The sequence below is a fragment of the Mesorhizobium alhagi CCNWXJ12-2 genome (genome assembly GCF_000236565.1).
GTDB lineage: Bacteria > Pseudomonadota > Alphaproteobacteria > Rhizobiales > Rhizobiaceae > Allomesorhizobium > Allomesorhizobium alhagi.
Genome location: NZ_AHAM01000032.1, coordinates 33079 through 56806 on the forward strand (window position 1 = coordinate 33079; position 23728 = coordinate 56806).

Consider the following 23728-nt stretch of genomic DNA (forward strand, 5'->3'; position numbering starts at 1 on the left):
TGAAACTCAAAGGTTAAGGCGTGCTTAACCCTGTTGCTTAACCACGATCATGAAATTGACAAAAGAAAAGGCCCGCCGGGCTGACGGGCCTTTCAGCAATACAGCGAGCTGATTTCAGGCAGCGGTCTTGATGTCGCCGATGACGCCGACGATGTCGTTCACCACCGTCTCAACCAGCTTCTGGTCGTCGCCTTCGGCCATGACCCGAATCAGAGGCTCGGTGCCGGAAGGCCGGATCACCAGGCGGCCGGACTTGCCAAGCCGGTTGCGGGCATCCTCGATCGCGGCCTTTACGGGGGCCGCCTCCAGGGGTTTGCCGCCGGCGAAGCGTACGTTCTTCAAGAGCTGCGGCACCGGCTCGAATTTTTTGCAGATCTCGCTGACCGGCTTGTTCTGGCGCTTTATGCAGGCCAGCACCTGCAGCGCCGAGACCAGCCCGTCGCCGGTGGTGGAGAAATCCGACAGAACGATATGGCCGGATTGTTCCCCGCCGACATTCAGCCCATGCGCGCGCATGTGCTCGACCACGTATCGGTCGCCGACCTGGGTGCGGTGCAGTTGCAGGCCGGTGTCGCCGAGGAAGCGTTCGAGGCCGAGATTGGACATGACGGTGGCGACGACGCCGCCGCCGGCCAGACGGCCGCTCTGGTGCCAGGATTCGGCGATCAGCGCCATGATCTGGTCGCCGTCGACGACGGCGCCGTTCTCGTCGACAATGACCATGCGGTCGGCGTCGCCGTCGAGCGCGATGCCGATGTCGGCGCGTACTTCATGAACCTTCTTGGAAAGGCCGACCGGGTGGGTCGAACCGCATTCCTCGTTGATGTTGAAGCCGTTCGGCTCGTTGTTGATGGTGATGACTTCCGCGCCGAGTTCCCAAAGCGCCGCCGGGGCAACCTTGTAGGCGGCGCCATTGGCGCAATCGATCACGATGCGCAGGCCCGCCAGCGACATGGAGCGCGGCAGCGTGCGCTTGGCGAATTCGATGTAGCGGTCGTGCACACCGTCGACGCGCTTGGCGCGGCCGAGCCCGTCCGCATCGGCTAGCGAAATGTCGACATCCTGGTCGAGCAGCGCCTCGATGCGCATCTCGATCTCGTCCGACAGCTTGTAGCCGTCGGGGCCGAACAGCTTGATGCCGTTGTCGTAATAGGGATTGTGCGAGGCCGAGATCATCACGCCGATATCGGCGCGCAGCGACCGCGACAGCATGGCGACGGCCGGCGTCGGAATTGGCCCGAGCAGGAACACGTCCATGCCGGCGGCACAGAAGCCCGCAACCAGCGCATTCTCGATCATATAGCCCGACAGCCGCGTGTCCTTGCCGAGCACGACACGGTGGCGATGGTTGCCGCGCTGGAACGAAAGGCCGGCAGCCATGCCGACCTTCATCGCAACCTCGGCGGTCATCGGAAATTTGTTGGCCCGTCCCCGGATCCCGTCCGTTCCGAAATATCGTCTCGTCATTCTACGCAACTTCCCCGCGCGTGATTCACGCAGTCATCCATTTGACACAATAACGCATCGTTCCGACATCACTTTCTGTGAGTATCTGTTACGAATGCTTAGAAATGGTTTCGCTTTTCCCGGTGTCTAGCCTGGCAGCCAAACCTGATGCTCACCGCGCCATCTTGTGGTATTCGACGTTGGGCCGCATGTCGATGGCCGCTGCGAGGCGGTTCGACATGTTGAAGAATGCGGCGGTGGAGGCGATATCCCAGATGTCGCGGTCGGAAAAGCCGGCCTCGCGCAAGGCGGCGCGGTCGCTCTCCTCGATTTTTGCCGGGTATTCCGTGAGCTTGACGGCAAAATCCAGCATCGCCTTTTGACGCGGCGAAAGCGCTGCCGCGCGATAATTCATCACCATCATCTCGCCCAGCGCCGGATCGCCGGACAGTTGGCGGACCGCCGCGCCGTGAGCAGTCAGGCAGTAGTAGCAATGATTGATCGAGGAGACGACGACCGCGATCATCTCGCGCTCGAGCTTGGACAGGCCGGAATCGCCGAGCATCAGATCGTTGTAGGTATCGGTGAAGGCGCGCAGCTTCTTCTCGTCGAAGGCGTAGGAGAGGAGCACGTTGGGAACCAGTCCGAGCTTCTCCTGGCATTTGGCGAAATAAGCTTTTGTCGCTTCGCTCAATTCGGCGGCGGGCAGGTCCAATGCATGGATGCGCTCGTTCATGGCCGTCATCTCCCTTTCATCAGAAGTTTGCATTTTGCGCCAACGCCCGTGTCGCCAAACGCGGTTCATCTGCTACGATAGACGCAAAAGCATGGGCCGGGGGAGGTTTAAGCATCATGGCATCCAGCGCCAAGGCCAAAGCGGCGGCAACGAGAATCCCCGCACCGAAAGCGATCGAAGGGCCGGTGCGGTTGGCGGAATACCTGCATGCGCGCACGCCCGCCGAAGATGTCGCCGCCTATGAGCCCGCCGTTCTCGTCAAGGCTGCCGAGCTTGCCTATCGCGCGGTTCAGAAGCACCGCAAGGGCGAAAGCGTCATCGCTATCGACAGCGACGCGGGCATTGTGCGCGACGGGCGGCCGATCACGGTCATAACCGTCGTCAACGACAATATGCCCTTCCTGTTCGATTCGGTGCTGGGCGAGATCACCGAGACCGCAGGCGAACCGGCGCTGGTCACCCATCCAGTGATCGTGGTCCGGCATGGCAAGCATGGCGTGGAGGAGATCGTCGGCGATGGCGGCTTGCCAAAGGATCACGGCGCCGACCGGCTGAGCGTTATCCATGTGCATATCGGCCGGCTTTCCGAACAGGAAGCAAGCGGGCTGCGCGACAGGCTGGCCAAGATGCTCGGCCAGGTTCGCGCGGCGGTCAGCGACTGGAAGCCGATGCTGGCGCGCCTCGACCAGGCGATCTCGGAATTCCGCTACTCTCCGGTCCCGCTCGACAAGGATGCGGTGACGGAGGCGATCGCCTTCCTCGAATGGCTGCGCGACGACAATTTCACCTTTCTCGGCATGCGCGAGTTCCGCTACAAGGGCGGCGAGAAGAGCGGCACGCTGGAGCGCGCCGCCAGCCCCGGCCTCGGCATACTGCACGATCCGGACGTGCTGGTGCTGCGGCGCGAGATCGAAGGCGCGACGACGACGCCGGAAATCCGGGCATTCCTGCACGGGCCCGATCCGCTGATCGTGACCAAGGCCAACGCCAAGTCGGTCGTTCACCGCCGCATCTACCTCGACTATATCGGGGTCAAGACCTACGACAAGAAGGGCTCGCTTTCGGGAGAGCTGCGCATTGTCGGCCTGTTCACCTCGACCGCCTATACGCGCTCGGTGATGAAGATCCCCTATCTGCGATCCAAGGCGCAGGCGGTGATCGCCAAATCCGGCTTTGATCCGCGCGACCATTCGGGCAAGGCGCTGATCAACGTGCTCGAATCCTATCCGCGCGACGAGCTGTTCCAGATCACGGTGCCGACGCTGCGCAAGCATGCCGAGGCGATCCTGGGGCTGGTGGAGCGGCCGCGCGTGCGCGCTCTGGTGCGGGTCGACCAGTTCGACCGCTTCGTCTCGATCCTGGTGTTCGTGCCGCGCGACCGCTACGACAGCCGGGCGCGCGTACGCATAGGCGATTATCTGAAGGACGCGTTCGAGGGGCGCCTGTCTGCCTACTACCCGGCCTTCCCGGAAGGCGGCCTTGCGCGGGTGCATTTCATCATCGGCCGCTCCGGAGGCAGGACCCCGAAGGTCGATCCCAGGACTATCGAGGCGGTGGTCCGCGATATCGTGCGGACCTGGGAGGATGCGCTGCGCGAGGCTGCGGCCGCCTCGGCCGCGGAGCCGGGGCTGGCTGGCATTGCCGCGAAATTCCCTGAAAGCTATCGCGGCAGCTTCTCGGCGGCCGAGGCGCTGGTCGATGCCGGCCGCATCGCCAGGCTCGACGCCGGCAATCCGATCGCCATCGACTACTACCGCCATGCCGACCAGCGGCCGGAGCAGGCAGCGCTGAAGATCTACCATTTCGGCGCGCCGGTGGCGCTGTCGCGCCGTGTGCCGGTGCTGGAGAATATCGGCTTCCGGGTGATCAGCGAGCGCACCTTCGAGGTTGGAGATCGCGAAACCGGGCTGGTGTTTGTGCACGATATGGAACTGGAGAATGTGTTCGGACTGCCGATCGACCTTGCTGACGGCGGCAAACTGTTCGAGGACGTGTTCCTGTCGGTGTGGCGCGGCGACGCCGACAATGACGGCTACAATGCCCTCGCCCAGACCGCCGGTCTGTGGTCGAATGAGATCATCATCCTGCGTGCCTATGGTCGCTATCTGCAGCAGGCGGGGATTCCGCAGAGCCAGGACTTCATCGCGGCCGTGCTCAACCGCTATCCCGAGATCGCGCGCGGGCTCTACCAGATGTTCGTGGCGTTGTTCGATCCGGCAGCGCAAAAGGACGGCCCGGTCACGGCGAAGCATCTCAAGGCCAAGATCAAGGACGCGCTGGAGGATGTGCCGAACATCGATGACGATACAATCATCCGGCGCTATTTGAACCTGATCGAATCTTCGCTGCGCACCAACCATTTCGTATCCGGAACGAAGGAGAGAGGCCAATCGCTGGCGATCAAGCTCGATTCCCGCGCGGTGGACGGGCTGCCTGAGCCGCGGCCGTGGCGCGAGATCTTCGTCTACGGGTCGGAAGTCGAGGGCGTGCATCTGCGCTTCGGGCCGGTGGCGCGCGGTGGCCTGCGCTGGTCGGACCGGGCGCAAGACTACCGCACCGAGGTGCTCGGCCTGGTCAAAGCGCAGCAGGTCAAGAATGCTGTGATCGTGCCGGTCGGTGCCAAGGGCGGCTTCTTCCCGAAGCGCTCGCCCGTCGGCGGAACCCGCGAGGCGGGGTTCGAGGCCGGCAAGAAGGCCTACATCAATTTCGTCTCCAGCCTGCTTTCGATCACCGACAATCTGGACGGCGACAAGGTGGTCCCGCCGGCCGACGTGGTCCGTCGCGATGAGGACGATCCGTATTTCGTCGTGGCCGCCGACAAGGGCACCGCAACCTTCTCGGACACCGCCAACGGGATCAGCCAGGCGCACGGCTTCTGGCTCGACGACGCCTTTGCTTCGGGCGGCTCGGCGGGTTACGACCACAAGAAGATGGGCATCACCGCCAAGGGCGCGTGGGAAGCCGTGAAGCGGCATTTCCGGGAGATGAACCGGGACATCCAGACGCAGCCTTTCACCACGGTGGGCATCGGCGACATGTCGGGCGACGTGTTCGGCAACGGCATGCTGCTTTCCGATCAGACGCGGCTGATCGCGGCATTCGACCATCGCGACATCTTCATCGACCCGGATCCAGATCCGGCCATATCGATGACGGAGCGCAGGCGCGTGTTCGACCTGCCGCGCTCGAGCTGGCAGGATTACGACAAGTCGAAGCTCTCGGCTGGCGGCATCATCGTTTCGCGGACGCAAAAGTCGGTGACGCTCTCGCCTCAGGCGGCGGCGGCGATTGGCCTTTCCAGGCACGTCGTCTCGCCTGCCGAGATCATGAATGCGATCCTGAAAGCGGATGTCGACCTGCTCTGGTTCGGCGGCATCGGCACCTATGTGAAGGCGACAGGCGAAAGCAACCAGGAAGTCGGCGACCGCGCCAACGACGCCATTCGCGTGACGGCGGCGGAAGTGCGCGCCAAGGTGATCGGCGAAGGCGCCAATCTCGGCGTGACGCAGCGCGGGCGAATCGAATTCGGCCTCGCTGGCGGCGCCTGCAATTCGGACGCGATCGACAATTCCGGCGGCGTCAACTCATCCGACGTCGAGGTAAACATCAAGATCGCCCTGGCGTCCGCCATGCGCAAGGGAACGCTGACGCGGCCGGCGCGCAACAAGCTGCTCGCCGAAATGACGGAGGAAGTCGGCCGGCTGGTCCTTGCCAACAATTACCAGCAGACGCTGGCGCTTTCGCTGCAGCGCAGGCGCGGGCTCGCCGACCTGGCGCACCAGGCCCGTTTCATGACCGCGCTGGAAACGCGCGGACTGCTCGACCGGGCGGTCGAGACGCTGCCTTCGGCCCTCGCTCTGGCGGAGCGCGAGACGCACGGCGAGCCGCTGACCCGGGCCGAGCTCGGCGTGCTGCTCGCCTATGCCAAGATCGTGCTGTTCTCCGACATTGTGGCGAGCTCGGTACCGGACGATCCGCATTTCGAGCGCGACCTGATGGCGTATTTCCCGGATCGTATGGAGAATAAGTATTCCGGCGAGATTCGTGGCCACAGACTGCGCCGCGAGATCATCACGCGGGTCGTCGCCAACGATTTGATCAACCGCGGCGGACCGTCCTTTGTGAGCCGGCTGCAGGACATGACTGGACGCCCGGCCGACGATGTGGTGCGAGCCTTCGCTGTGGTGCGCGACGGGTTTTCGCTGTCGGCGCTCTACGCCGAAATCGACGCGCTGGACAACAAGATCGACGGGCAGGTGCAGCTCGACCTCTACCAATCGGTTGGCTGGCTGATCTACAATACAAGCGCCTGGCTGCTGAAGAACGACACGGGAACCGCGCCGCTCGGCCAGCGCATCGGTGAATTGCAGGAAGCGCGCAAGGCGCTGGAGCCCAAATTCGATGTGCTGATGCCGACCTTCACGGCGGCAAAGCTCGCCGAGCGCCGCCAGGGCTTCATCTCGGCCGGTGCGCCGGAAAAGCTCGCCGACCGGCTGGCGCGGACCGATGTGGCGGCGCTGATCCCCGACATCGCGCTGGTTTCCAGGACGGCGAAGGCCGACATAGTGGCCGCCGCGCGGGCGTTCTTCGCAGTCAGCGAAGCGTTCCGCATACCCCGCGTCGAGGAGGCGGCGCGCTCGATATTGCCGCCGGATTATTATGACGGGTTGGCGCTGACGCGCGCGACGGACGTGATCGGCGCGGCGCGGCGCGGCATCGCGGTGGCAGCGCTGACGGCGTTCGGCAAGGCCGACGACCCGGTGGCGAGCTGGCTCGAGGCTGGCGGCGAGCGGATCGCGCGCACTCGCGAAAGGCTGCAGGCGTTGACCGAGGGCGGCGAGATCACGGTGTCGCGCCTGTCGGTGGCGTCTGGGCTGATGAGCGACCTCACCGGGATGTAACCGGGCGGTCCGGGGGGAAAAAGCTGAAATGGTCGAGGTAAAGCGGGACGCCGCGACGCGGCGCGGCATATGGGGCTGGATGCTGTTCGACTGGGCGCAGCAGCCTTTCCATACGCTGATCATCACCTTCGTGTTCGCGCCCTATTTCGCTTCGGCGGTCGCCTCCAACGCGGCGCGAGGCCAGGAACTCTGGGGCTATGCCGCCGGCATTGGGGGGATGCTGATCGCCTTCTCGTCGCCGGTGCTTGGCGCCATTGCCGATGCGTCCGGGCCGCGCAAGCCCTGGGTGTTCGGCTTCTCGGTCATCGGCGTCATCGGCTGCTGGCTCCTGTGGTACGCGGTGCCGGGCATGGAAAGCACCGCCTTCATCATGGTCGCCATCGTGCTGGCGCTGGTGGGAATGGAATTTGCGGCGGTGTTCAACAACGGCATGATGGCCGATCTGGTGCCGCGCGCCGACCTCGGCCGCCTGTCGGGGTCGGCCTGGGCGCTCGGCTATCTCGGCGGGCTGGTCTCGTTGGTGATCGTTCTCGGCTTCCTCGCCGGACAGCCCGCCACCGGCAAGACACTGATTGGGCTGGAGCCGCTGTTCGGGCTGGACGCCGCAACCCGCGAGGGCGACCGCGCTTCGGGTCCGCTCACCGCGATCTGGTATGTCATCTTCGTCATGCCGATGTTCCTGTGGACGCCGGACGTGAAGCGCAAGCCGGCAGCCGACGGCGCTGTCGCGCGCGGGCTTTCCGAACTCGGCAAGACCCTGCGCCGCCTACCTTCGGAGCGCAGCTATTTCAGCTTCCTGATGTCGTCCATGTTCTACCGTGACGCCCTCAACGCGCTCTATTCCTTCGGCGGTATCTATGCGGCCGGCGTGCTTGGCTGGTCGATCGTGCAGATCGGCATATTCGGCATTCTCGCCAACCTGACCGGCGCGATCGGCGCATGGCTCGGCGGCCGCGCCGACCAGGCGTTCGGGCCGAAAGTGGTGGTCAGCGGTTCGATCGTCATTCTGACGATCTGCTGCATCCTGGTGATCTCGACGACCCGCACAGACGTGCTGTTCATGACCATCGCGGCCGAGGGCAGCCAGACCAACGTGCCCGACATCATGTTCTATGTCGCCGGCGCTTTTATCGGAGCTGCTGGCGGCTCGATCCAGGCGGCGTCGCGCACGCTGCTCGTCGACCAGGTCGACAGGGACAAGGTCACCGAGGCGTTCGGCCTCTATGCCTTGTCCGGCCGCGCGACGAGCTTCATCGGACCCTTGGCGATCGCATTCGCGACCGCCTTCTTCGCATCGGAAGCGCTCGGCCTCTCGAACCAGGATGCGCAGCGCCTCGGCGTCACGCCGATCATCGCGCTGTTCATGGTCGGGCTGGTGCTGCTGCCGTGGGTGAAGAGCAGGCAGTATGAGGCGGTTCGGGCGTGACAAATGTGCCTTGGCGCACAACGTCATCGCTCAGGCCTGATACTCTTCGTAAAAAACCCAAATACCAATCCGGTTAGGTGCACTGTGCAGGAACAGTTGGATAGGCGGCGCTTCCGGTGTTTTGCCGCTAAGGCGAAGTAAGATCAAGCGCGTGCCATCTGTGCCAGTCGAGATACTTGTCGCACCTTCCCAGTAGTCCAAGTCGTCCGAAATTTTGCAAATCGAATCGTGGAATTGCTCGCGCATGCTCGACAGATTGAGAAACGGCTCGTTGGAAAGAGATCTGAACCTAGGCCAGTCCTTAGCGGAGATGGCAGAAAGGATTTCAGCTATCCTCTGCCGTTCAAACGGAGTTAGCGACTGACCCGACATCGCGCTCAATGCCGGAAATGCCTCACGCCGGTGAACACCATGGCGATGCCGTGTTCATCGGCAGCGGCGATGACCTCGTCGTCGCGCATCGAGCCGCCCGGCTGGATGACAGCCGTGGCGCCGGCTTCGATGGCCGACAAAAGCCCGTCGGCGAAGGGGAAGAAGGCGTCGGAAGCGACGACTGAGCCTTTGGTCAGCGGCTCGGCCAAGCCCGCCGCCTCGGCGGCGTCGAGCGCCTTGCGCGCCGCGATGCGCGAGGAATCCACCCGGCTCATCTGGCCGGCGCCGATGCCCACCGTCGCGCCATCCTTCGCATAGACGATGGCGTTCGACTTGACGTGCTTGGCGACGCGGAACGCGAATTGCAGGTTGGCAATTTCCTGCGGCGTCGGCGTGCGCTTGGTCACGACCTTCAGGTCGCGGGCAGTGACCACCGCATTGTCCCTGCCCTGTACGAGCAGGCCGCCGGCGACGGATTTGACCGACAAGCCGGGCGAATGCGGGTCTGGCAGGCCGCCGGCCACCAGCAGCCGCAAGTTCTTCTTCGCCGCGATGATCGCCTGCGCGTCATGGCTGACGTCGGGCGCGATAATGACCTCGGTGAAGGTCTTCACAATCTCTTCGGCGGCCTCGGCGTCGAGCGTCCGGTTCATAGCGACGATGCCGCCGAAAGCCGAGACGGGATCACAGGCCAGCGCCTTCAGATAGGCTTCCTTCAATGACTTTCCTTCCGCAACGCCGCAGGGATTGGCGTGCTTGATGATGGCGACAGCGGCCGAGCGCGAAGGATCGAATTCGCCCACCAGTTCGAAGGCAGCGTCGGTGTCGTTGATATTGTTGTAGGAAAGCTGCTTGCCCTGGAGCTGGCGCGCGGTGGCGACGCCCGGCCGGCGGTCGCCGGTGAGATAGAAACCGGCCTGCTGGTGCGGGTTCTCGCCATATCGCATGACGCTTTCCAGCTTGCCGCCGAATGCGCGCCAGACCGGGTTTTCGATCTCCAACGTCTCGGCGAACCAGGCGGAGATCGCCGCGTCGTAAGCCGCTGTGCGGGCAAAGGCCTTGGCCGCGAGCTTCTGCCGGAATTCCAGCGACAGGCTGCCGATGTTCATCTCCAGCGCGTTGAGCAGCGGCGCGTAGTCCTCCGGATCGGTGACGATCGCGACATAGGCGTGGTTCTTGGCCGAGGCGCGCACCATTGCCGGGCCGCCAATGTCGATATTCTCCACGATCGAGGCATGGTCAGCGCCGGAACGGCGGACGTCCTCGAACGGGTAGAGATTGACGACGACGAGGTCGATCGGCTCGATGCCGTGCTCGCGCATGGCGTCCTGATGCTCAGGGTCGTCGCGAATGCCGAGCAGCGCTCCATGCACGGCTGGATGCAGCGTTTTCACGCGCCCGTCCATGATTTCCGGGAAGCCGGTGAGGTCGGAAACGTCGCGCACCGCAATACCGGCGGCGGCGATCGCTTTGGCGGCCCCGCCGGTGGAAATCAGTTCGACGCCTGAATGCGCCAGTGCGGCGGCGAAGTCGACCAGCCCGGTCTTGTCCGAAACCGACAGCAGCGCGCGCCGGACCGGAACGAGATCGGGAGCGGGAATCTTTTTGGAGGCGACGGCCATGGCGGAGTCCTTTCGGGTCGAAAGCGCTGTGGCGGGGCCGTAGCACCACAAGCCTGCGGGGACAAGAAGACCTATATTTTCCTTGATGTCCGCCTGCCCTCGGCCAACACTGCAACCAGACGGGGAGGGACACCATGGCCGAACATGCCGACGCGATCATCGTGGGCGGAGGTCTCGCGGGACTTGTCGCGGCCGCCGAGCTTGCCGATGCCGGCAAGCGGGTCGTTATCCTCGAACAGGAAGGAGAAAACTCGCTCGGCGGCCAAGCCTTCTGGTCGCTCGGCGGATTGTTCTTCGTCGACAGCCCGGAACAGCGGCGGCTGCGCATAAGGGACAGTCGCGATCTGGCGATGCAGGATTGGCTCGGCTCGGCGCAATTCGACCGCGACGAGGATTTCTGGCCGCGCAAAGTGGCCGAAGCCTATATCGATTTCGCTGCCGGCGAGATGCGGCCATGGCTTCATCAACAGGGCATGCGCTGGTTTCCTGTGGTCGGCTGGGCCGAGCGCGGCGGCGGCCACGCGCATGGCCACGGCAATTCGGTGCCGCGCTTCCACATCACCTGGGGCACGGGGCCGGGAGTGCTCGAGCCGTTCGTCCGGCGCGTGCGCGAGCATGTTTCCAAGGGAGCGATCGAGCTGAAATTCCGCCACCGGGCAAGCCGGCTGGTCAAGACCAACGGCAGGGTCACCGGCGTATCCGGCGAGGTGCTCGAGCCATCGACCGTAGAGCGCGGCCAGCAATCCGGGCGCGAGGCGATCGGCGATTTCGAATTTCATGCCAGCACGGTCATCGTGACGTCCGGCGGCATAGGCGGCGATTTCGACCTGGTCAGAAAGAACTGGCCGGCGGACCGGATGGGTCCGCCACCAAAAAGCATGGTCGCCGGCGTGCCGCACCATGTCGACGGCCGCATGGTGGCGATCACGCAGGCAGCAGGCGGCGCGGTGATCAATGCCGACCGCATGTGGCACTACACGGAGGGCGTGAGGTATTGGGCGCCGATCTGGCCCAATCACGGCATCCGCATCCTGCCTGGGCCGTCGTCGCTGTGGTTCGACGCCACCGGCAACCGGCTGCCCGCGCCGTGCATGCCCGGCTTCGACACGCTGTCGACGCTGAAACGCATCCTTTCGACCGGCTACGACTATTCCTGGTTCGTGCTGACGCAGAAGATCATCAAGAAGGAATTTGCCCTATCCGGATCGGAGCAGAACCCGGACTTCACCTCCAAGTCATGGCGCGCGGTGCTGAAGAGCCGGCGCGGCGCGGGTGCGCCGCCGCCGGTCGAGGCGTTCAAGGACAAGGGCGAGGATTTCATAGTCAAAGGCAATCTTCGCGAGCTTGTCGCAGCTATGAATGCGCTGACCGGCGAAAACCTTGTCGACCACGACCGGCTTCTGCAGCAGATCGAGGCGCGCGACCGCGAGGTGCAAAATTCGTTCTCCAAGGACGCGCAGGTCACCGCCATCCATGGCGCCCGCAACTATCTCGGCGACAGGCTGATCCGCACGGCAAAGCCGCACAGGATACTCGATCCCGAAAACGGCCCGCTGATCGCGGTTCGCCTGCATATCCTCACCCGCAAGACGCTCGGCGGGCTGCACACCAATCTGGATTCACAGGTGCTGGATGCGGGGGGGGAGCCGATCCCCGGCCTCTACGCCTCAGGCGAAGTCGCGGGCTTCGGCGGTGGCGGCTATCACGGGTACAACGCGCTCGAAGGCACGTTCCTCGGCGGCTGCATCTTTTCCGGACGCGCTGCGGGCAGGCATGCAGCCGCTTAGCCGGTGACGGATTAGAGCCGCCCGCTCAGCCTCTGTCTTGTCCGGTCTGCTTCAGAGCTTCTCCAGCCGCGCTGCGAGTTCCCGCGCCTCGCCGGCGATCCGCACGGTCTTCAGGCGTGACGTCGCGCCCGAAACGACCGATACGCTGCTCGCCGGAACGTCCATGAACGAAGCCACCAGCTTCTCCAGCGCCGCATTGGCCGCGCCCTTCTCAGGGACGGCGCGGACGCGCGCATTGAGATGCGGGTGCCCGTCGATCTTTTCCTCGACGCCTTCGATGGCGTCTTTCGAAGCACGCGGCGTCAGCCGGACGTGGATATCGATCCCGCCGTCGCGCACACGCCAGAAGCCGGCCACAGGGCAAACTCAAATGACGAGCGGCGCCACCGTGGTCAGCAGGAACTGGCGGATGAAGAAAATGATCAAGAGCACGACGATCGGCGAAATGTCGATGCCGCCGAGATCGGGCAGAAAACGGCGGACCGGCGCCAGCACCGGTTCCGTGATGCGGAACAGGAAATTGCCGATCGTGCCGACGAACTGGTTGCCGGAATTGACGACGTTGAAAGCGTAGAGCCACGAGAAGATCGCCGAAGCGATGAGGAGCCACCAGTAAATGTCCAGCGCCAGAACCACAGTCTGAATGAGGGCGATCATGCCGTTCTCCCATTGAATTGGCGACATGTAGCCACTGGCCGGCGACGCGGCAAGTGCTGGTTGCCGGAGCGCCGAATGGCGGCCGCTCTTTGCTTGACAGTATGGGGACGCCGCACATAAATACGCCCCATCCGCTGGACGGGGCTGTAGCTCAGCTGGGAGAGCGCGTCGTTCGCAATGACGAGGTCAGGAGTTCGATCCTCCTCAGCTCCACCAGCGGATCGAATTTTCCCCGTAGTTCAAGCGTTTGCGCAACGCGGATCGGTTGTTCGCGGCCGGACGTCTTGCGGTTCAGTGGAGTTCCGCGCGACGATCCCGCTTGGGGCCGTCGCGATCGATCGGCTGGAGCCGCAGGGCCTCGAAAAGCGCCAATTGGCTTTCCAGGACGAGCAACTCGCCGCAGGTATGCACGATCAGGGTGCGGTCGCCATGATCCTGGATCGAAACCAGGTAGTCGGTGTTGATCGTGACGATATTTCCGTCAGCGCGCGTCAGCCGAATCCACATGTTTAACCCCCTTTAACCCGATTGCCATTTGTGCAACGGCGCCAACAACGCGTATGTGAAATTATTCACACGGGCGATCCTGGAGCGGTGATTCAGCGGACCGCGATGCGCGGAGGCGCTGCGCAAAATCCCAGTTCAGCTTCCATTGGGCACGGTCTGATCCTTCGTCCTGCAGGACAGCGAGGACCGTTTCCGTTGCCTTCCTGTCGTCTTTGGCGCCCACGAGAAATCCTCCCGCCTGCCGGACCGGACAACTCGGCAAGTATAGACCGGAAGCACCGATCCGCAAAAATCTTGGTCCAGACCCGATAAGCGCACGCATGACCGGCGAAACTGCGCTAATGCACTGCGCTTCGGCCATCCGGGGCGATCCCCTACGGCCATGAATGAAGCGCCGAGATGACTTCACAAGCCGACACCGCCGCCGACCAGCGCTACGCCGCCTTTCGCCACGGTGCTTTCCTGCGCTTCTGGGTCGCGCGCTTCCTCGCGACCTTCTCCACCCAGATCGTCTCGGTGGCGGTCGGCTGGCAGATTTACGACCTGACGCGCAATCCGTTCGACCTCGGCCTGGTCGGCATCATCCAGTTCGCTCCCGCGCTGCTTCTCGTGCTGGTCACGGGGGTCGTCGCCGACCGGTTCGGGCGGCGGCTGATCATGGCGCTGTCCGCCTTTCTCGAGGCGCTCTGCGCGCTGGCGCTCCTCGTTCTTTCGGTCCGCGGCCTTGCAGGCCCGATCCCCATCTTCGCGGTGCTGGCGGCATTCGGGATCGCCCGCGCCTTCTTCGGGCCGGCGTCGGCCTCGCTGGTGGCCAATCTGGTGCCGGCGGAGGATTTTGCCAACGCCGTCGCCTGGAACTCGTCGGCCTGGCAGATGGCGACGATCGTCGGTCCGGTCGCGGGCGGCCTGCTCTATGGCATTTCGTCCGAGGCGGCCTATGGCACTGCCATGACGTTCATGCTGGTCTCGAGCCTGCTCGTCATCTCGATCCCGAAGCCTGCCCAGCGCACCGAGACCGACAAGCCGACCCTGGACACGCTTTTTGCCGGCTTCCGCTATATCTGGGGCGAAAAGATCGTGCTCGGCGCGATTTCGCTCGACCTGTTCGCCGTGCTCCTGTCGGGAGCGGTGGCGCTGCTTCCGGTCTATGCCCGCGACATCCTCGAACTCGGCCCGTGGGGGCTGGGCCTGCTGCGGGCGGCGCCGGGCATCGGTGCGATCTTCGTCGCCATCTGGCTGGCGGGACACCCGCTCAGAGACCATGCCGGGCTGATCATGTTCTTCTTCGTCGCCATGTTCGGCGTGTTCACCGCCATATTCGGCGTATCGACGGTGCCGTGGCTGTCGATCTTCGCGCTGGCGATGATTGGCGCGACCGACATGATCAGCGTCTACGTGCGCGAGACACTGATCCAGCTCTGGACGCCCGACGAGGTGCGCGGCCGTGTCAACGCCGTCAACGGGGTATTCGTCGGTGCATCCAACGAACTCGGCGAGTTCCGCGCCGGCACCATGGCGGCGCTGATCGGCACGGTGCCGGCGGTGGTGTTCGGCGGTGTCGGCGCTGTCGCGGTCGCCGGTCTGTGGGCCTTCTTGTTCCCGGAACTGCGCAAAGTGCGCCATCTCGAAGGACGGCATTGAAGCCGCAGGACGGCTCAGCGTTCGGGTTTGCCGAAGATCATCTCCAGGAACTCGGCGAGCCAGCGCTTCAGATGCATATCCCAGATCAGCCTGCCGCCGAGATGGTCGCGGCCCGGCTGGGCGCCGGGCAGTACGAAGCGATGCGCCCCGCGCACGACCCAGCGATGCATCATCACTCGCGTCAGTTCGGCGTGGAACTGGATGGCCCAGGCATTGTCGCCATAGCGGAAGGCCTGGTTCGGATAGGTCTCCGCGGTCGCCAGCAGCGTCGCGCCTGACGGCAGCGAAAAGCCTTCGCGATGGAACTGGTAGACCATTTCGGGCCAGTGTATCAGCTGCCTGCCTTCCTCGGTGGCTGTGAGCGGATACCAGCCGATCTCGACCAGCCCTTCGCCATGGCCCTCGACCTTGCCGCCGAGATGGTTGACCAGCATCTGCGCGCCAAGGCAGATGCCGAGAAACGGGCGGTTCTCCCGCAACGGCACGGCGAGCCATTCGGTCTCGCGCTTGACGAAGTCGGCGTGGTCGTTGGCGCTCATCGGTCCGCCGAACACGACAGCGCCTGCGTGATGGTCGAGCGTCTCGGGCAATTCGTCGCCGAGCGGCGGCCGCCTGATGTCGAGATCGAAGCCGTTTTCGAGAAGCAGATGGCCGACACGGCCGGCGCTCGATGTTTCCTGGTGCAGCACGATCAGAATTTTCGGCCTGACGGCACGCGTCGCCACTCGCGGCATGAATGCTACTCGTCCGTCGATTCGCCGATCGCGCCGGGCGCGTTGCGGGCAGCCTCCTGGCGTGCCAGCACCCTTTCGCGCCGGTCGACGCCGATAAGTTCTGCGACGCGCCACAATGTATTGTCTTCGAGTTCATGCAGCACGCCGTCGGCATAGACGACCTCCCACATCGCCCGGATGAACTCGATGCGGGCTTCCTCGTCGAGATGCCGCTTCAGGACGCTTGTGAAGGCATAGAGGTCGATCGCCTCGTTGTCGGCTTTCTCGCCGGCCGCGATCAGGGTCTCCAGCTCGTCGCCGCTCAGGCCATAGCTCTGCGAGAGCACGTCGTTGAGCCGCTCCCATTCGACATCGTGGCGCACGCCGTCCGCGTTCATCACATGAAACATCAGCGCCGCGGCCGCCACGCGCGGGTCGTCTTCGCGCTCGAGCCGCGGCCCCGCCGCTCCGGGCGGCAGCCCCTTCAGGAAGGAAACCAGACGTTCAAACATGGGTCTGCCTCAGCGTGTCGGAATTCAGAACAGCCGGAACCGGCGCGGTTCGGTTTCGGCAGCTTCATCGGGATCGACGCCGGGATCGTCCGGCAGAGGGGGTACAGGTGGCGTCTCGTCCGGAGCGTCGGCGACCGCTGCAAGCACCGGGCGCTTCTGTTCGGGGGAAACGTCGGCCGCCGGCGCGGGCGGTGGAGCCGCGATCGGCGCCGGCGCTTTCGCTTCTTCGGCTGCAGCCGGTTCGACCGGTACGGCCGGCTCCACTACAGGCGCCACCTCCTCGACATCAGCGGGCTTTTGCGCCGGGCTTTCGACCGGCGCGACAAGCGCGGGTCTCTCGACCTGCAGCGACGGGTGCTCCTCTTCCTGCTCGATCAATTGGCCGAGCCGCTCCATCGGCGCGCGCCATTCGAAGGCGTCGAGCCTGCCGGTCACAGGCGAGGCCGGGGCCCAGCGCTCCGAAACGTAACCGTCTGCGACCCAGGCCGGGTCGCGCGGCGCACGCATGGCCTTCGACAGGAGCTGCCGGACCTTGCCCTGGTCGCCGGTCTCCGACTCCTCGACATCGGCCAAAAGCAGGTAGGCGCCTTCGCGCGGCTGCATGCGGATGGCAGCCTCGGCCTCGTCCCGCGCAATCCGGTATTCGCCGGCATCGAGGGCCGCGCGCGCCACGATCAGCGAGGATTCGGGGTGGTTCTGCTTCAGCGACTGCAGCTTGCGCGCCCGCGTCAGCCGGTCATGCGTCGCGTCGCCAGGACGGGCATGGACATAGAGGTCGGCAATTTCAGGGTGCGGCTCGGCCTTCCAGGCGGCCTCCAGGATCTTGGCGCCCTTGCGGATGTCGTTCTGCCTGAACAGCGTCTTGGCGGCTATCACCGCCGCCGGCGCGAAATCCGGACGCAGCCGGTTGGCTTCCACGGCGGCGCTGCGCGCGGCCGGCAGATCGGTGTCGAGAAGCGCCATTGCCTTGGCGGTCAGCAGCACCGAACGGCGGCGGTTGGCGGCGTCGCGCTCTATCTGGCGGCTGGACTTCTGTGCGTCGACCAGGCTGAGGGCGCCATCCCAATCGCCGCGCTCGACCTTCTCCTCCATCGTCGATTCGGCGGCCCATCCAAGCTGAGGCGCCAGGTCGGCGGCGCGCCCGGCATAATGCCGTGCAGCGGATTTCTCGCCGAGCCGTTCGGCCTCGAGATAGAGCCCGCGCAGGCCGAGCAGCCGCATTTCGGGGTCGTCCAGCATCGCCTCGAATTTCTGCCGCGCACCATCATGGTCGCCTTCGAGCAGCGAGGACTGGGCGTCGAGCAACTGGATCAGCGGCTCCTGGTCGGAACGGATCAGCTTCGCCGCCTGCTTGTTCATCTTGCGCGCCAGCCCGGCGTCGCCGGCTCCGGCCGCGATCATGCCGGTCGACAGCGCCTGGTAGCCCCGGTCGCGCCGGCGCGCGCGGAAATAGCGCGCCACTGTGTAGGGGCTGTTCCAGATTGCCTTGGTGAGCCACCAGACGATCATGACCGCCGCGACTACCGCAGTGACGGCGACCGCCGCCACCATCAGGCTCACCTGGTACTGGTAGCCGCCGAAGGTCACCACCATGTCGCCGGGCCGGTCGGCAAGCCAGGCAAAACCGAGGCCGAGCGCGAAGACGATGAGGAGGAAGAAAAGGATGCGTATCATCTAAAGGTCCTACTCACGCCTTCATCGCGCCGGCGACTGCCTGATCCAGCAGTCGCTCGACAGCGAGGCGGTTGCGGACCTTCTCCATGAACGCGCCCGCTGCCGCCCGGACGTTTTCGGGCAGCTTCTCGTATTCGGCGATCGCTGCGGCGTAGTCCCCGGCATTCAGCGCCACCTCCATGCGGGCGACGGTTTCCGGCACGCCTTCGCCCTCGACCGCTCCGATCGGCCGGACAGTGACCAGCGATTCGGCGCTATTGAGCAGCCGCTCGAAGAAGCCGGCATTGGCATCGACGGTGCGTTCGGCGGCGATCATCGCCTTGGCGGCCTCATCGGTCTCGGCGAGAATGTCTTCCCGCGAGGCAACACCCTTTTCGGCATGGACGCGCAGCTCCGGAATCTCCGGCGCATCGGGCGCGATTGCTGCAAAAGTCTCAAGCTCGGCCAGGAAAGGCGCACCGCGATCCACCGCAGCCTTCAGCGCCGAAGTTGCGATCGCCATGGCGATTTTCGGCTGCGCCGCCTGGGTGTCGATCTTCCCCGAAAGATCGGTAAAGTTCTGTTCCAGCGCCGCTAGCCGCCCTTCGTTGGACGTCGTTTTGTCTCCGGCTTCCTTGACCAGCGCTTCGAGGCCCGCAATCCGGTCGCCGATGGCTGCGATCTCGGCGGCGGGGGCCTGCGCTCCGGTCTGGCCGAGGCCGGCGATCGCCGTTTCGATCTCCTTGACCCGGCCGTCCAGCGCCTGCAGCCCGGCATTGTCGCCGCTGCCGCCGGAACCGACGGCCTGCTGCAAGGACGCCACATCCGCCTTGACCTGGTCCAGCGAAGCCGAAAGAGCATCGACCTGTCCGGCAATGTCGGTATCCGGAGCGGCTGCACTCTGCTTCAGCGCCGCTATCTCCTGTTGCAGGGACGCGATTTCCGACTGGACGCCATCGAGTGCGGGACCGCCGCTTGTCGCTCCGGGGTTGCCGAGCACACCCGCATATTGCAGGCCACCCGCGGCGATCAGCGCCAGCACCGCGCCAATCAATCCAGCCGCCCCCACGGGTGCCCAACCGTTTCGTTTCGGCTCCGATACAACAGAAGGTTGTTCGGGATCGGCAGCCTCGCCGGCATCCAGTGCTTCCGCTCTTTCGCGCCGCTGCGCTTCCTCGGCCTCGAAGCCGTAGCCATAGGGCCGGTGCGGCGCTTCCGATTCGGGATCGGTGGTTATGGGTTCGGCGGCGGCTTCCGCCTGGGCGGCCGCTTCAGCCCGAGCCTTCGGTTCGCCGGCCGTTTCCGTCGATTCAGCGGCGGGATCGCTCACGCCCTCCTTCTCGGCCTCGACGAATTCCGCAGCCGGCTGCGGCTCGGCCGTCTGGCTGGTGTCAATGTCATCGCCGGCCTCTTCGACGCGCGAAACCGCGTCCGGTTCCAGCTCTATCGTCACCGGCTCGCGCTGCGGCTTGGAATGCCGCATCTTTGGCGTCTTGACCATGGCGGCCCTCGCAATTCTTGTAAATTCGATCCCGGGAATGCGGGGACGGTGTATCGGACAACTAACTATCACACCAGCATCGGCTGAAAAGGGGCCGCGTGATGGCGTGGTTCAGCGGGCCGTTTCGAGAAGCTGAAGCAGCGCCTCCTCGTTCGGCTCCGCCGCTATGTGAATTTCTATCGTATCGTATCCGCCAAACGCCGAGGCGACACGTGACGAAAGGCAGAAAAGGCCGGCCGCCTTGAACAGAAAAGCAAGCTCGGGACGGCTTACAATGCTTGCAAAGGCCTCTGCGGCCCTGGCGGAATACAACAGCACCGCGTCGACAGGTCGTTCGTCCAGCAGGCGGCGAATAGAGCTGCTTTCATGGCTTATCCCGGCCGTGTCATAGGTCTCGACCGGGTGGACACCGATGCCGGCGGAGCGCAGCCTTTCCTCGAACGCTGGCAGGCGGACGCGTCCGCACAGATAAAGGATCGCGGCCCCGCGTTTTTCTGCTGAAATGATGGCATCCGCCAGCGCTTCGGCGTCGCCGGGTCCGGTCACAATATCAGTAAATCCGGCCTGACCGACTATCGCCTCGGTCTTTTGCCCCACTGCATAGCAGCGGCTGCCGGCAAGCCGGTCGAGAAGCGCGCGCGATGTGTGGCGGATGGCGTTGGCGCTCGTCACCGCGACGACGTCGAACGATTCCGGAACCGAAACGACCGGCAGGGCTCGGGTTTCCGACAGCGGTAGCACTAGCGGCGAGAATCCGGCAATGCGTAGCCGCTCCGCCGTTTGCGACGCGCCGGGTTCCGGCCGTGTCACCAGAACGCGGCGGCTCATTCAGGCCCAGCCTTCGAAAAACCGCGTCCCGGCCTTTGCCCTGACCTCCTGCCCGGTGGCGCGGCCGATTGCGGCTGCGTCCTCGGCGCGGCCGGAGCCGGAAACCTCATGCGCTTCGCGCCCGTCCGGCGTCAGGATCAGGCCGGTGAAGGAGAGATTTTCGCCTTCCACCACCGCGTGGCCGGCTATCGGCGTGCGGCACGAGCCGTCGAGGACCGCCAGAAAGGCACGCTCGCAAGCCAGCGCCTGCGCGGTCGGCCGGTGATCGATCGCTGCGACCAGCGAAGCCGCGCGTTCGTCGGCGACGCGGCTTTCGATGCAGATAGCGCCCTGTCCCGGCGCCGGGGGAAATGTGGCGAGCGGCATCAGATGGGTCGCGACATGCTCCAAACCCAGCCGCCGCAGGCCGGCATTGGCCAGGATGGTTCCGTCGGCGACGCCCTCGTCGAGCTTGCGCAGGCGCGTCTGCACATTGCCGCGGAACATCACCACGTTCAGGTCGGGCCGCATGCGCAGGATCAGAGCCTGCCGGCGCAGCGACGACGAGCCCACGGTCGCACCGTGCGGCAGTTCGACTATCGACGGCGCGGTTTTGCCGATGAAGGCGTCGCGGGGATCCTCGCGCGGCAGGAAGGCCGAAAGCTCAAGCCCGTCCGGCAACGCCGTCGCCATGTCCTTCGAAGAGTGGACTGCGATGTCGATGCGGCCGGAAAGCAGCGCCTCCTCGATTTCCTTGGTGAAAAGCCCCTTGCCGCCGACTTCCGACAGCGGCCGGTCCTGGATGCGGTCGCCGCTGGTCGAAATCACTTCGATGGCGAAGGCGTCCTCCGGCAGGCCGTGCGCCGCCCTCAGCCGGTCGCGCGTTTCCAGCGCCTGCGCGAGCGCAAGGGGGCTGCCGCGTGTCCCGATTTTGAAGGCTGTTGTTTGCATGGCGCGCGGTCCGTGATACCCACCCCGCGAACAGGGTTATCTGCCCAAAGGTTCTCCTATCGGGGAAAGGGCGCTCCGGCAATAATGGTACAGCGCGACAAATCATTCCGGGTACTGGGCATCGAGACGAGCTGCGACGAAACCGCGGCCAGCGTCGTTGCGCTGGAGGTCGGCGGCGCGCCGGAGATTCTGTCCAACATCGTGCTCAGCCAGATTGAGGAGCACGCGGCCTTCGGCGGCGTGGTGCCCGAGATCGCGGCGCGCGCCCATGTCGAGGCGCTGGACGGCATCATCGAGGCAGCGCTGGCCGATTCCGGAACCGATCTTTCCCAGATCGACGCCATCGCGGCTACAGCCGGTCCGGGCCTGGTCGGCGGGCTGATCGTCGGCCTGATGACGGCCAAGGCGATGGCCATGTCGGCCGGCAAGCCGCTGATCGCGGTCAACCACCTCGAAGGCCACGCGCTGACTGCCAGGCTGACCGACGGCCTCGCCTTTCCATACCTGCTGCTGCTGGTCTCCGGCGGCCACACCCAGATCGCGCTGGTCCGCGGCGTCGGCGATTACCAGCGCTGGGCGACGACAATCGACGACGCGCTGGGCGAAGCCTTCGACAAGACTGCGAAGATGCTCGGCCTGCCTTATCCCGGCGGCCCGAACGTCGAAATCGCCGCGTCGCGCGGAGATCCGTCCCGTTTCGCCTTTCCGCGCCCCATGAAGGGCGTGCAGAGGCCTGATTTCTCCTTCTCCGGGCTGAAGACGGCGGTGCGCCAGGCTGCCACGGAAATCTCGCCGCTGTCGGACAAGGATGTCGCCGACATCTGCGCTTCCTTCCAACTGGCGGTTTCCGACGCGCTCGGCGACCGCGTTTCGCGTGCGCTGTCCCGCTTCCGCAGCGAATTTCCCGATATCGCCGCCCCGGCGCTGGTCGTGGCGGGCGGCGTTGCGGCAAACCGCCAGATCAAGGCGACGCTGGAAGCACTCTGCGGCGAATATGGCTTCCGCTTCGTCTCGCCGCCGCACATACTGTGCACCGACAACGCGGCCATGATCGCCTGGGCCGGCATAGAGCGCCTGCGGGCAGGCATGACCGATCCGCAAACCATGGATTTCGTGCCGCGCTCGCGCTGGCCGCTCGACAGCATTTCGGCGCCTGTCGTCGGTTCCGGCAGGCGGGGAGCCAAGGCATGAGCTTCTATTCGGTCACCGTGCTCGGTGGCGGGGCCTGGGGCACCGCCCTTGCGCTTTCTATGCTGCGCGCCGGGCACAAGGCCCGGCTATGGGCCCGCAATGCCGAAGACGCTGCCGCGATCTCGGCAGGCGAAAATCCGCGCTATCTGCCCGGCATCGAATTCGGCGAGGGCATTGAAGCGACGACGGACATGGAGGCGGTCTTGGATCGCGCCGACTGCGTCCTGGCCGTCACGCCGGCGCAGGCCTTGCGCGAGGTGTTGAGCCTCGCCCAAGGCCATATGCCCGCAAACATTCCCCTCGTTCTCTGTGCCAAGGGTATCGAGGGTGGAACCGGCACGCTGCTTTCGGCCATCGCCGGCGAAATCCTGCCGAACAACCCGGTGGCGGCACTTTCCGGGCCGAGTTTCGCATCGGACGTCGCAAAGGGCTTGCCAACGGCCGTGGTGGTGGCGGCCCGCGAGGAAGCGCTGGCGGCCACGCTCGCGCTGCGCTTCTCGGCCGCCAATCTGCGCTGCTATTCGACCGACGACCTGATCGGCGTCGAAATCGGCGGCGCGCTGAAGAACGTCTTCGCGATCGCCGCCGGCGCGATCACCGGCGCCGGCCTCGGCGCCAGCGCGCAGGCGGCAATGGTGACCCGGGGCTTCGTCGAGCTGCGCCGCGTCGGCGCAGCCTTCGGCGCTCGCCCGGAGACGCTGATGGGGCTCTCCGGCCTCGGCGACCTGCTCTTGACCTGCTCTTCCGCGCAGTCGCGCAATTTTGCCTACGGGCTGGCGCTGGGCCGCGGTGAGAATCTTGCCGGCCGTCCGCTCGCCGAGGGTGTCGCCACTGCGGCGATCGCCGCCCGCATTGCCCGCGAGCGCGGCATCGACGCGCCGATCATCGGGGCGGTCGCCCAGATTCTGGAGCGCGCGATCACAATCAGGGAAGCAGTCGCGGCGCTGATGTCGCGGCCGCTGCGAACCGAGGCCGAATAGGAATTCGAGGAGAAACAATGCTGTTTGCGTTCATCTGCCGTGACAAGCCCGGCCATCTGCAGGTCAGGCTCGACAACCGCCCGGACCATGTCGCTTTCCTGAACGGGCTCAACGCTGAGGGCGCGCTGAAATTCGCCGGGCCGTTCCTGGATGACGACGGCAAGCCCTGCGGCAGCCTGGTGGTGATCGAGGCGGCGGACATGGATGCGGCGCGCGCCGTCTCCGCTGCCGATCCTTACGCCAGGGCCGGGCTGTTTGCGACGGTCGACATCCAGCCATGGAACTGGACCTTCAACAATCCGGCGAATGCGTAGTACGGGAATGA

General features: G+C 65.1%; 18 protein-coding genes, 1 tRNA gene and 1 pseudogene. 8 read left to right on the forward strand and 12 right to left on the reverse strand.

What is annotated here, in order from left to right:
• Window positions 1–114: 114 nt before the first annotated feature.
• On the reverse strand, window positions 115–1467 hold the full coding sequence (glmM, locus tag MAXJ12_RS04540) for a phosphoglucosamine mutase (protein WP_008834597.1): 1353 nt from the start codon (window positions 1465–1467) through the stop codon (window positions 115–117).
• 151 nt (window positions 1468–1618) lie between these two features.
• On the reverse strand, window positions 1619–2182 hold the full coding sequence (locus MAXJ12_RS04545) for a peroxidase-related enzyme (protein ID WP_008834598.1): 564 nt from the start codon (window positions 2180–2182) through the stop codon (window positions 1619–1621).
• A 116-nt stretch (window positions 2183–2298) separates the two neighbouring features.
• Between MAXJ12_RS04545 and MAXJ12_RS04550 the strand changes: the two genes are divergently transcribed.
• Window positions 2299–7083: an NAD-glutamate dehydrogenase gene (locus tag MAXJ12_RS04550; protein WP_008834599.1), complete on the forward strand. Its 4785-nt coding sequence runs from the start codon at window positions 2299–2301 to the stop codon at window positions 7081–7083.
• A gap of 25 nt (window positions 7084–7108) precedes the next feature.
• Window positions 7109–8509: pseudogene (locus tag MAXJ12_RS04555) on the forward strand (MFS transporter); the annotation flags it as partial.
• A gap of 377 nt (window positions 8510–8886) precedes the next feature.
• Here the strand turns inward: MAXJ12_RS04555 and purH are convergent.
• Window positions 8887–10503, reverse strand: a complete 1617-nt coding sequence (gene purH, locus MAXJ12_RS04565) for a bifunctional phosphoribosylaminoimidazolecarboxamide formyltransferase/IMP cyclohydrolase (protein ID WP_008834602.1) — start codon at window positions 10501–10503, stop codon at window positions 8887–8889.
• A gap of 134 nt (window positions 10504–10637) precedes the next feature.
• Between purH and MAXJ12_RS04570 the strand changes: the two genes are divergently transcribed.
• Window positions 10638–12290, forward strand: coding sequence for an FAD-binding dehydrogenase (locus MAXJ12_RS04570; RefSeq protein WP_008834603.1), 1653 nt, complete (start codon window positions 10638–10640; stop codon window positions 12288–12290).
• Window positions 12291–12341: 51 nt separating this feature from the next.
• Here MAXJ12_RS04570 and MAXJ12_RS04575 read toward each other — a convergent pair whose 3' ends face one another.
• Together MAXJ12_RS04575 and MAXJ12_RS04580 are read right to left on the reverse strand one after the other, a co-directional pair.
• Window positions 12342–12647, reverse strand: a complete 306-nt coding sequence (locus MAXJ12_RS04575; protein WP_008834604.1) for a DUF167 family protein — start codon at window positions 12645–12647, stop codon at window positions 12342–12344.
• A 9-nt stretch (window positions 12648–12656) separates the two neighbouring features.
• A complete protein-coding gene (locus MAXJ12_RS04580) occupies window positions 12657–12947 on the reverse strand; it encodes a YggT family protein (RefSeq protein WP_008834605.1) in 291 nt (96 codons plus the stop codon).
• A gap of 140 nt (window positions 12948–13087) precedes the next feature.
• Here MAXJ12_RS04580 and MAXJ12_RS04585 point away from each other — a divergent pair.
• Window positions 13088–13163: transfer RNA gene (locus MAXJ12_RS04585), tRNA-Ala, on the forward strand.
• A 75-nt stretch (window positions 13164–13238) separates the two neighbouring features.
• Here MAXJ12_RS04585 and MAXJ12_RS04590 read toward each other — a convergent pair.
• Window positions 13239–13454, reverse strand: coding sequence for a hypothetical protein (locus tag MAXJ12_RS04590; protein ID WP_008834606.1), 216 nt, complete (start codon window positions 13452–13454; stop codon window positions 13239–13241).
• 399 nt (window positions 13455–13853) lie between these two features.
• Between MAXJ12_RS04590 and MAXJ12_RS04595 the strand changes: the two genes are divergently transcribed.
• Window positions 13854–15095, forward strand: a complete 1242-nt coding sequence (locus MAXJ12_RS04595; RefSeq protein WP_008834607.1) for an MFS transporter — start codon at window positions 13854–13856, stop codon at window positions 15093–15095.
• A gap of 14 nt (window positions 15096–15109) precedes the next feature.
• On the opposite strand, the gene MAXJ12_RS04600 is transcribed toward MAXJ12_RS04595, so the two are convergent.
• The 6 genes from MAXJ12_RS04600 to hemC form a co-directional block, all read right to left on the reverse strand.
• The gene (locus MAXJ12_RS04600) at window positions 15110–15829 is read right to left on the reverse strand and encodes a glutamine amidotransferase (protein ID WP_008834608.1); all 720 of its coding nucleotides are present in this window, start codon (window positions 15827–15829) and stop codon (window positions 15110–15112) included.
• 5 nt (window positions 15830–15834) lie between these two features.
• Window positions 15835–16320 carry a tellurite resistance TerB family protein gene (locus MAXJ12_RS04605; protein WP_008834609.1) on the reverse strand — a complete coding sequence of 162 codons (486 nt, stop codon included), beginning with the start codon at window positions 16318–16320 and terminating at the stop codon, window positions 15835–15837.
• Window positions 16321–16344: 24 nt separating this feature from the next.
• Entirely contained in the window at window positions 16345–17994 is a 1650-nt protein-coding gene (locus MAXJ12_RS04610; protein WP_008834610.1) for a heme biosynthesis protein HemY, read from the reverse strand.
• 13 nt (window positions 17995–18007) lie between these two features.
• Entirely contained in the window at window positions 18008–19474 is a 1467-nt protein-coding gene (locus tag MAXJ12_RS04615; RefSeq protein WP_008834611.1) for a phage tail protein, read from the reverse strand.
• Window positions 19475–19585: 111 nt separating this feature from the next.
• Complete coding sequence (locus MAXJ12_RS04620; protein WP_008834612.1) at window positions 19586–20302, reverse strand: uroporphyrinogen-III synthase; 717 nt, start codon at window positions 20300–20302, stop codon at window positions 19586–19588.
• Window positions 20303–21232 carry a hydroxymethylbilane synthase gene (hemC, locus tag MAXJ12_RS04625; protein WP_008834613.1) on the reverse strand — a complete coding sequence of 310 codons (930 nt, stop codon included), beginning with the start codon at window positions 21230–21232 and terminating at the stop codon, window positions 20303–20305.
• 84 nt (window positions 21233–21316) lie between these two features.
• Between hemC and tsaD the strand changes: the two genes are divergently transcribed.
• Genes tsaD through MAXJ12_RS04640 form a run of 3 tightly spaced genes read left to right on the forward strand, consistent with a single transcriptional unit; the run spans window position 21317 to window position 23717 of the window.
• Window positions 21317–22423: a tRNA (adenosine(37)-N6)-threonylcarbamoyltransferase complex transferase subunit TsaD gene (gene tsaD / locus MAXJ12_RS04630; protein ID WP_008834614.1), complete on the forward strand. Its 1107-nt coding sequence runs from the start codon at window positions 21317–21319 to the stop codon at window positions 22421–22423.
• Window positions 22420–23403: an NAD(P)H-dependent glycerol-3-phosphate dehydrogenase gene (locus tag MAXJ12_RS04635; RefSeq protein WP_008834615.1), complete on the forward strand. Its 984-nt coding sequence runs from the start codon at window positions 22420–22422 to the stop codon at window positions 23401–23403. Before tsaD ends, MAXJ12_RS04635 begins: the two co-directional genes overlap by 4 nt.
• A gap of 17 nt (window positions 23404–23420) precedes the next feature.
• Window positions 23421–23717 carry a YciI-like protein gene (locus tag MAXJ12_RS04640; protein WP_008834616.1) on the forward strand — a complete coding sequence of 99 codons (297 nt, stop codon included), beginning with the start codon at window positions 23421–23423 and terminating at the stop codon, window positions 23715–23717.
• Window positions 23718–23728 lie beyond the last annotated feature (11 nt).

Coding starts and splice junctions, on each gene's coding strand:
- MAXJ12_RS04600 (WP_008834608.1), bottom strand. CDS start 15,829: ATGCCGCGAGTGGCGACGCGTGCCGTCAGGCCGAAAATTCTGATCGTG.
- purH (WP_008834602.1), bottom strand. CDS start 10,503: ATGGCCGTCGCCTCCAAAAAGATTCCCGCTCCCGATCTCGTTCCGGTC.
- MAXJ12_RS04550 (WP_008834599.1), top strand. CDS start 2,299: ATGGCATCCAGCGCCAAGGCCAAAGCGGCGGCAACGAGAATCCCCGCA.
- MAXJ12_RS04570 (WP_008834603.1), top strand. CDS start 10,638: ATGGCCGAACATGCCGACGCGATCATCGTGGGCGGAGGTCTCGCGGGA.
- MAXJ12_RS04595 (WP_008834607.1), top strand. CDS start 13,854: ATGACTTCACAAGCCGACACCGCCGCCGACCAGCGCTACGCCGCCTTT.
- MAXJ12_RS04605 (WP_008834609.1), bottom strand. CDS start 16,320: ATGTTTGAACGTCTGGTTTCCTTCCTGAAGGGGCTGCCGCCCGGAGCG.
- MAXJ12_RS04635 (WP_008834615.1), top strand. CDS start 22,420: ATGAGCTTCTATTCGGTCACCGTGCTCGGTGGCGGGGCCTGGGGCACC.
- MAXJ12_RS04620 (WP_008834612.1), bottom strand. CDS start 20,302: ATGAGCCGCCGCGTTCTGGTGACACGGCCGGAACCCGGCGCGTCGCAA.
- MAXJ12_RS04545 (WP_008834598.1), bottom strand. CDS start 2,182: ATGAACGAGCGCATCCATGCATTGGACCTGCCCGCCGCCGAATTGAGC.
- MAXJ12_RS04615 (WP_008834611.1), bottom strand. CDS start 19,474: ATGGTCAAGACGCCAAAGATGCGGCATTCCAAGCCGCAGCGCGAGCCG.
- hemC (WP_008834613.1), bottom strand. CDS start 21,232: ATGCAAACAACAGCCTTCAAAATCGGGACACGCGGCAGCCCCCTTGCG.
- MAXJ12_RS04640 (WP_008834616.1), top strand. CDS start 23,421: ATGCTGTTTGCGTTCATCTGCCGTGACAAGCCCGGCCATCTGCAGGTC.
- tsaD (WP_008834614.1), top strand. CDS start 21,317: ATGGTACAGCGCGACAAATCATTCCGGGTACTGGGCATCGAGACGAGC.
- MAXJ12_RS04590 (WP_008834606.1), bottom strand. CDS start 13,454: ATGTGGATTCGGCTGACGCGCGCTGACGGAAATATCGTCACGATCAAC.
- MAXJ12_RS04580 (WP_008834605.1), bottom strand. CDS start 12,947: ATGATCGCCCTCATTCAGACTGTGGTTCTGGCGCTGGACATTTACTGG.
- MAXJ12_RS04610 (WP_008834610.1), bottom strand. CDS start 17,994: ATGATACGCATCCTTTTCTTCCTCCTCATCGTCTTCGCGCTCGGCCTC.
- glmM (WP_008834597.1), bottom strand. CDS start 1,467: ATGACGAGACGATATTTCGGAACGGACGGGATCCGGGGACGGGCCAAC.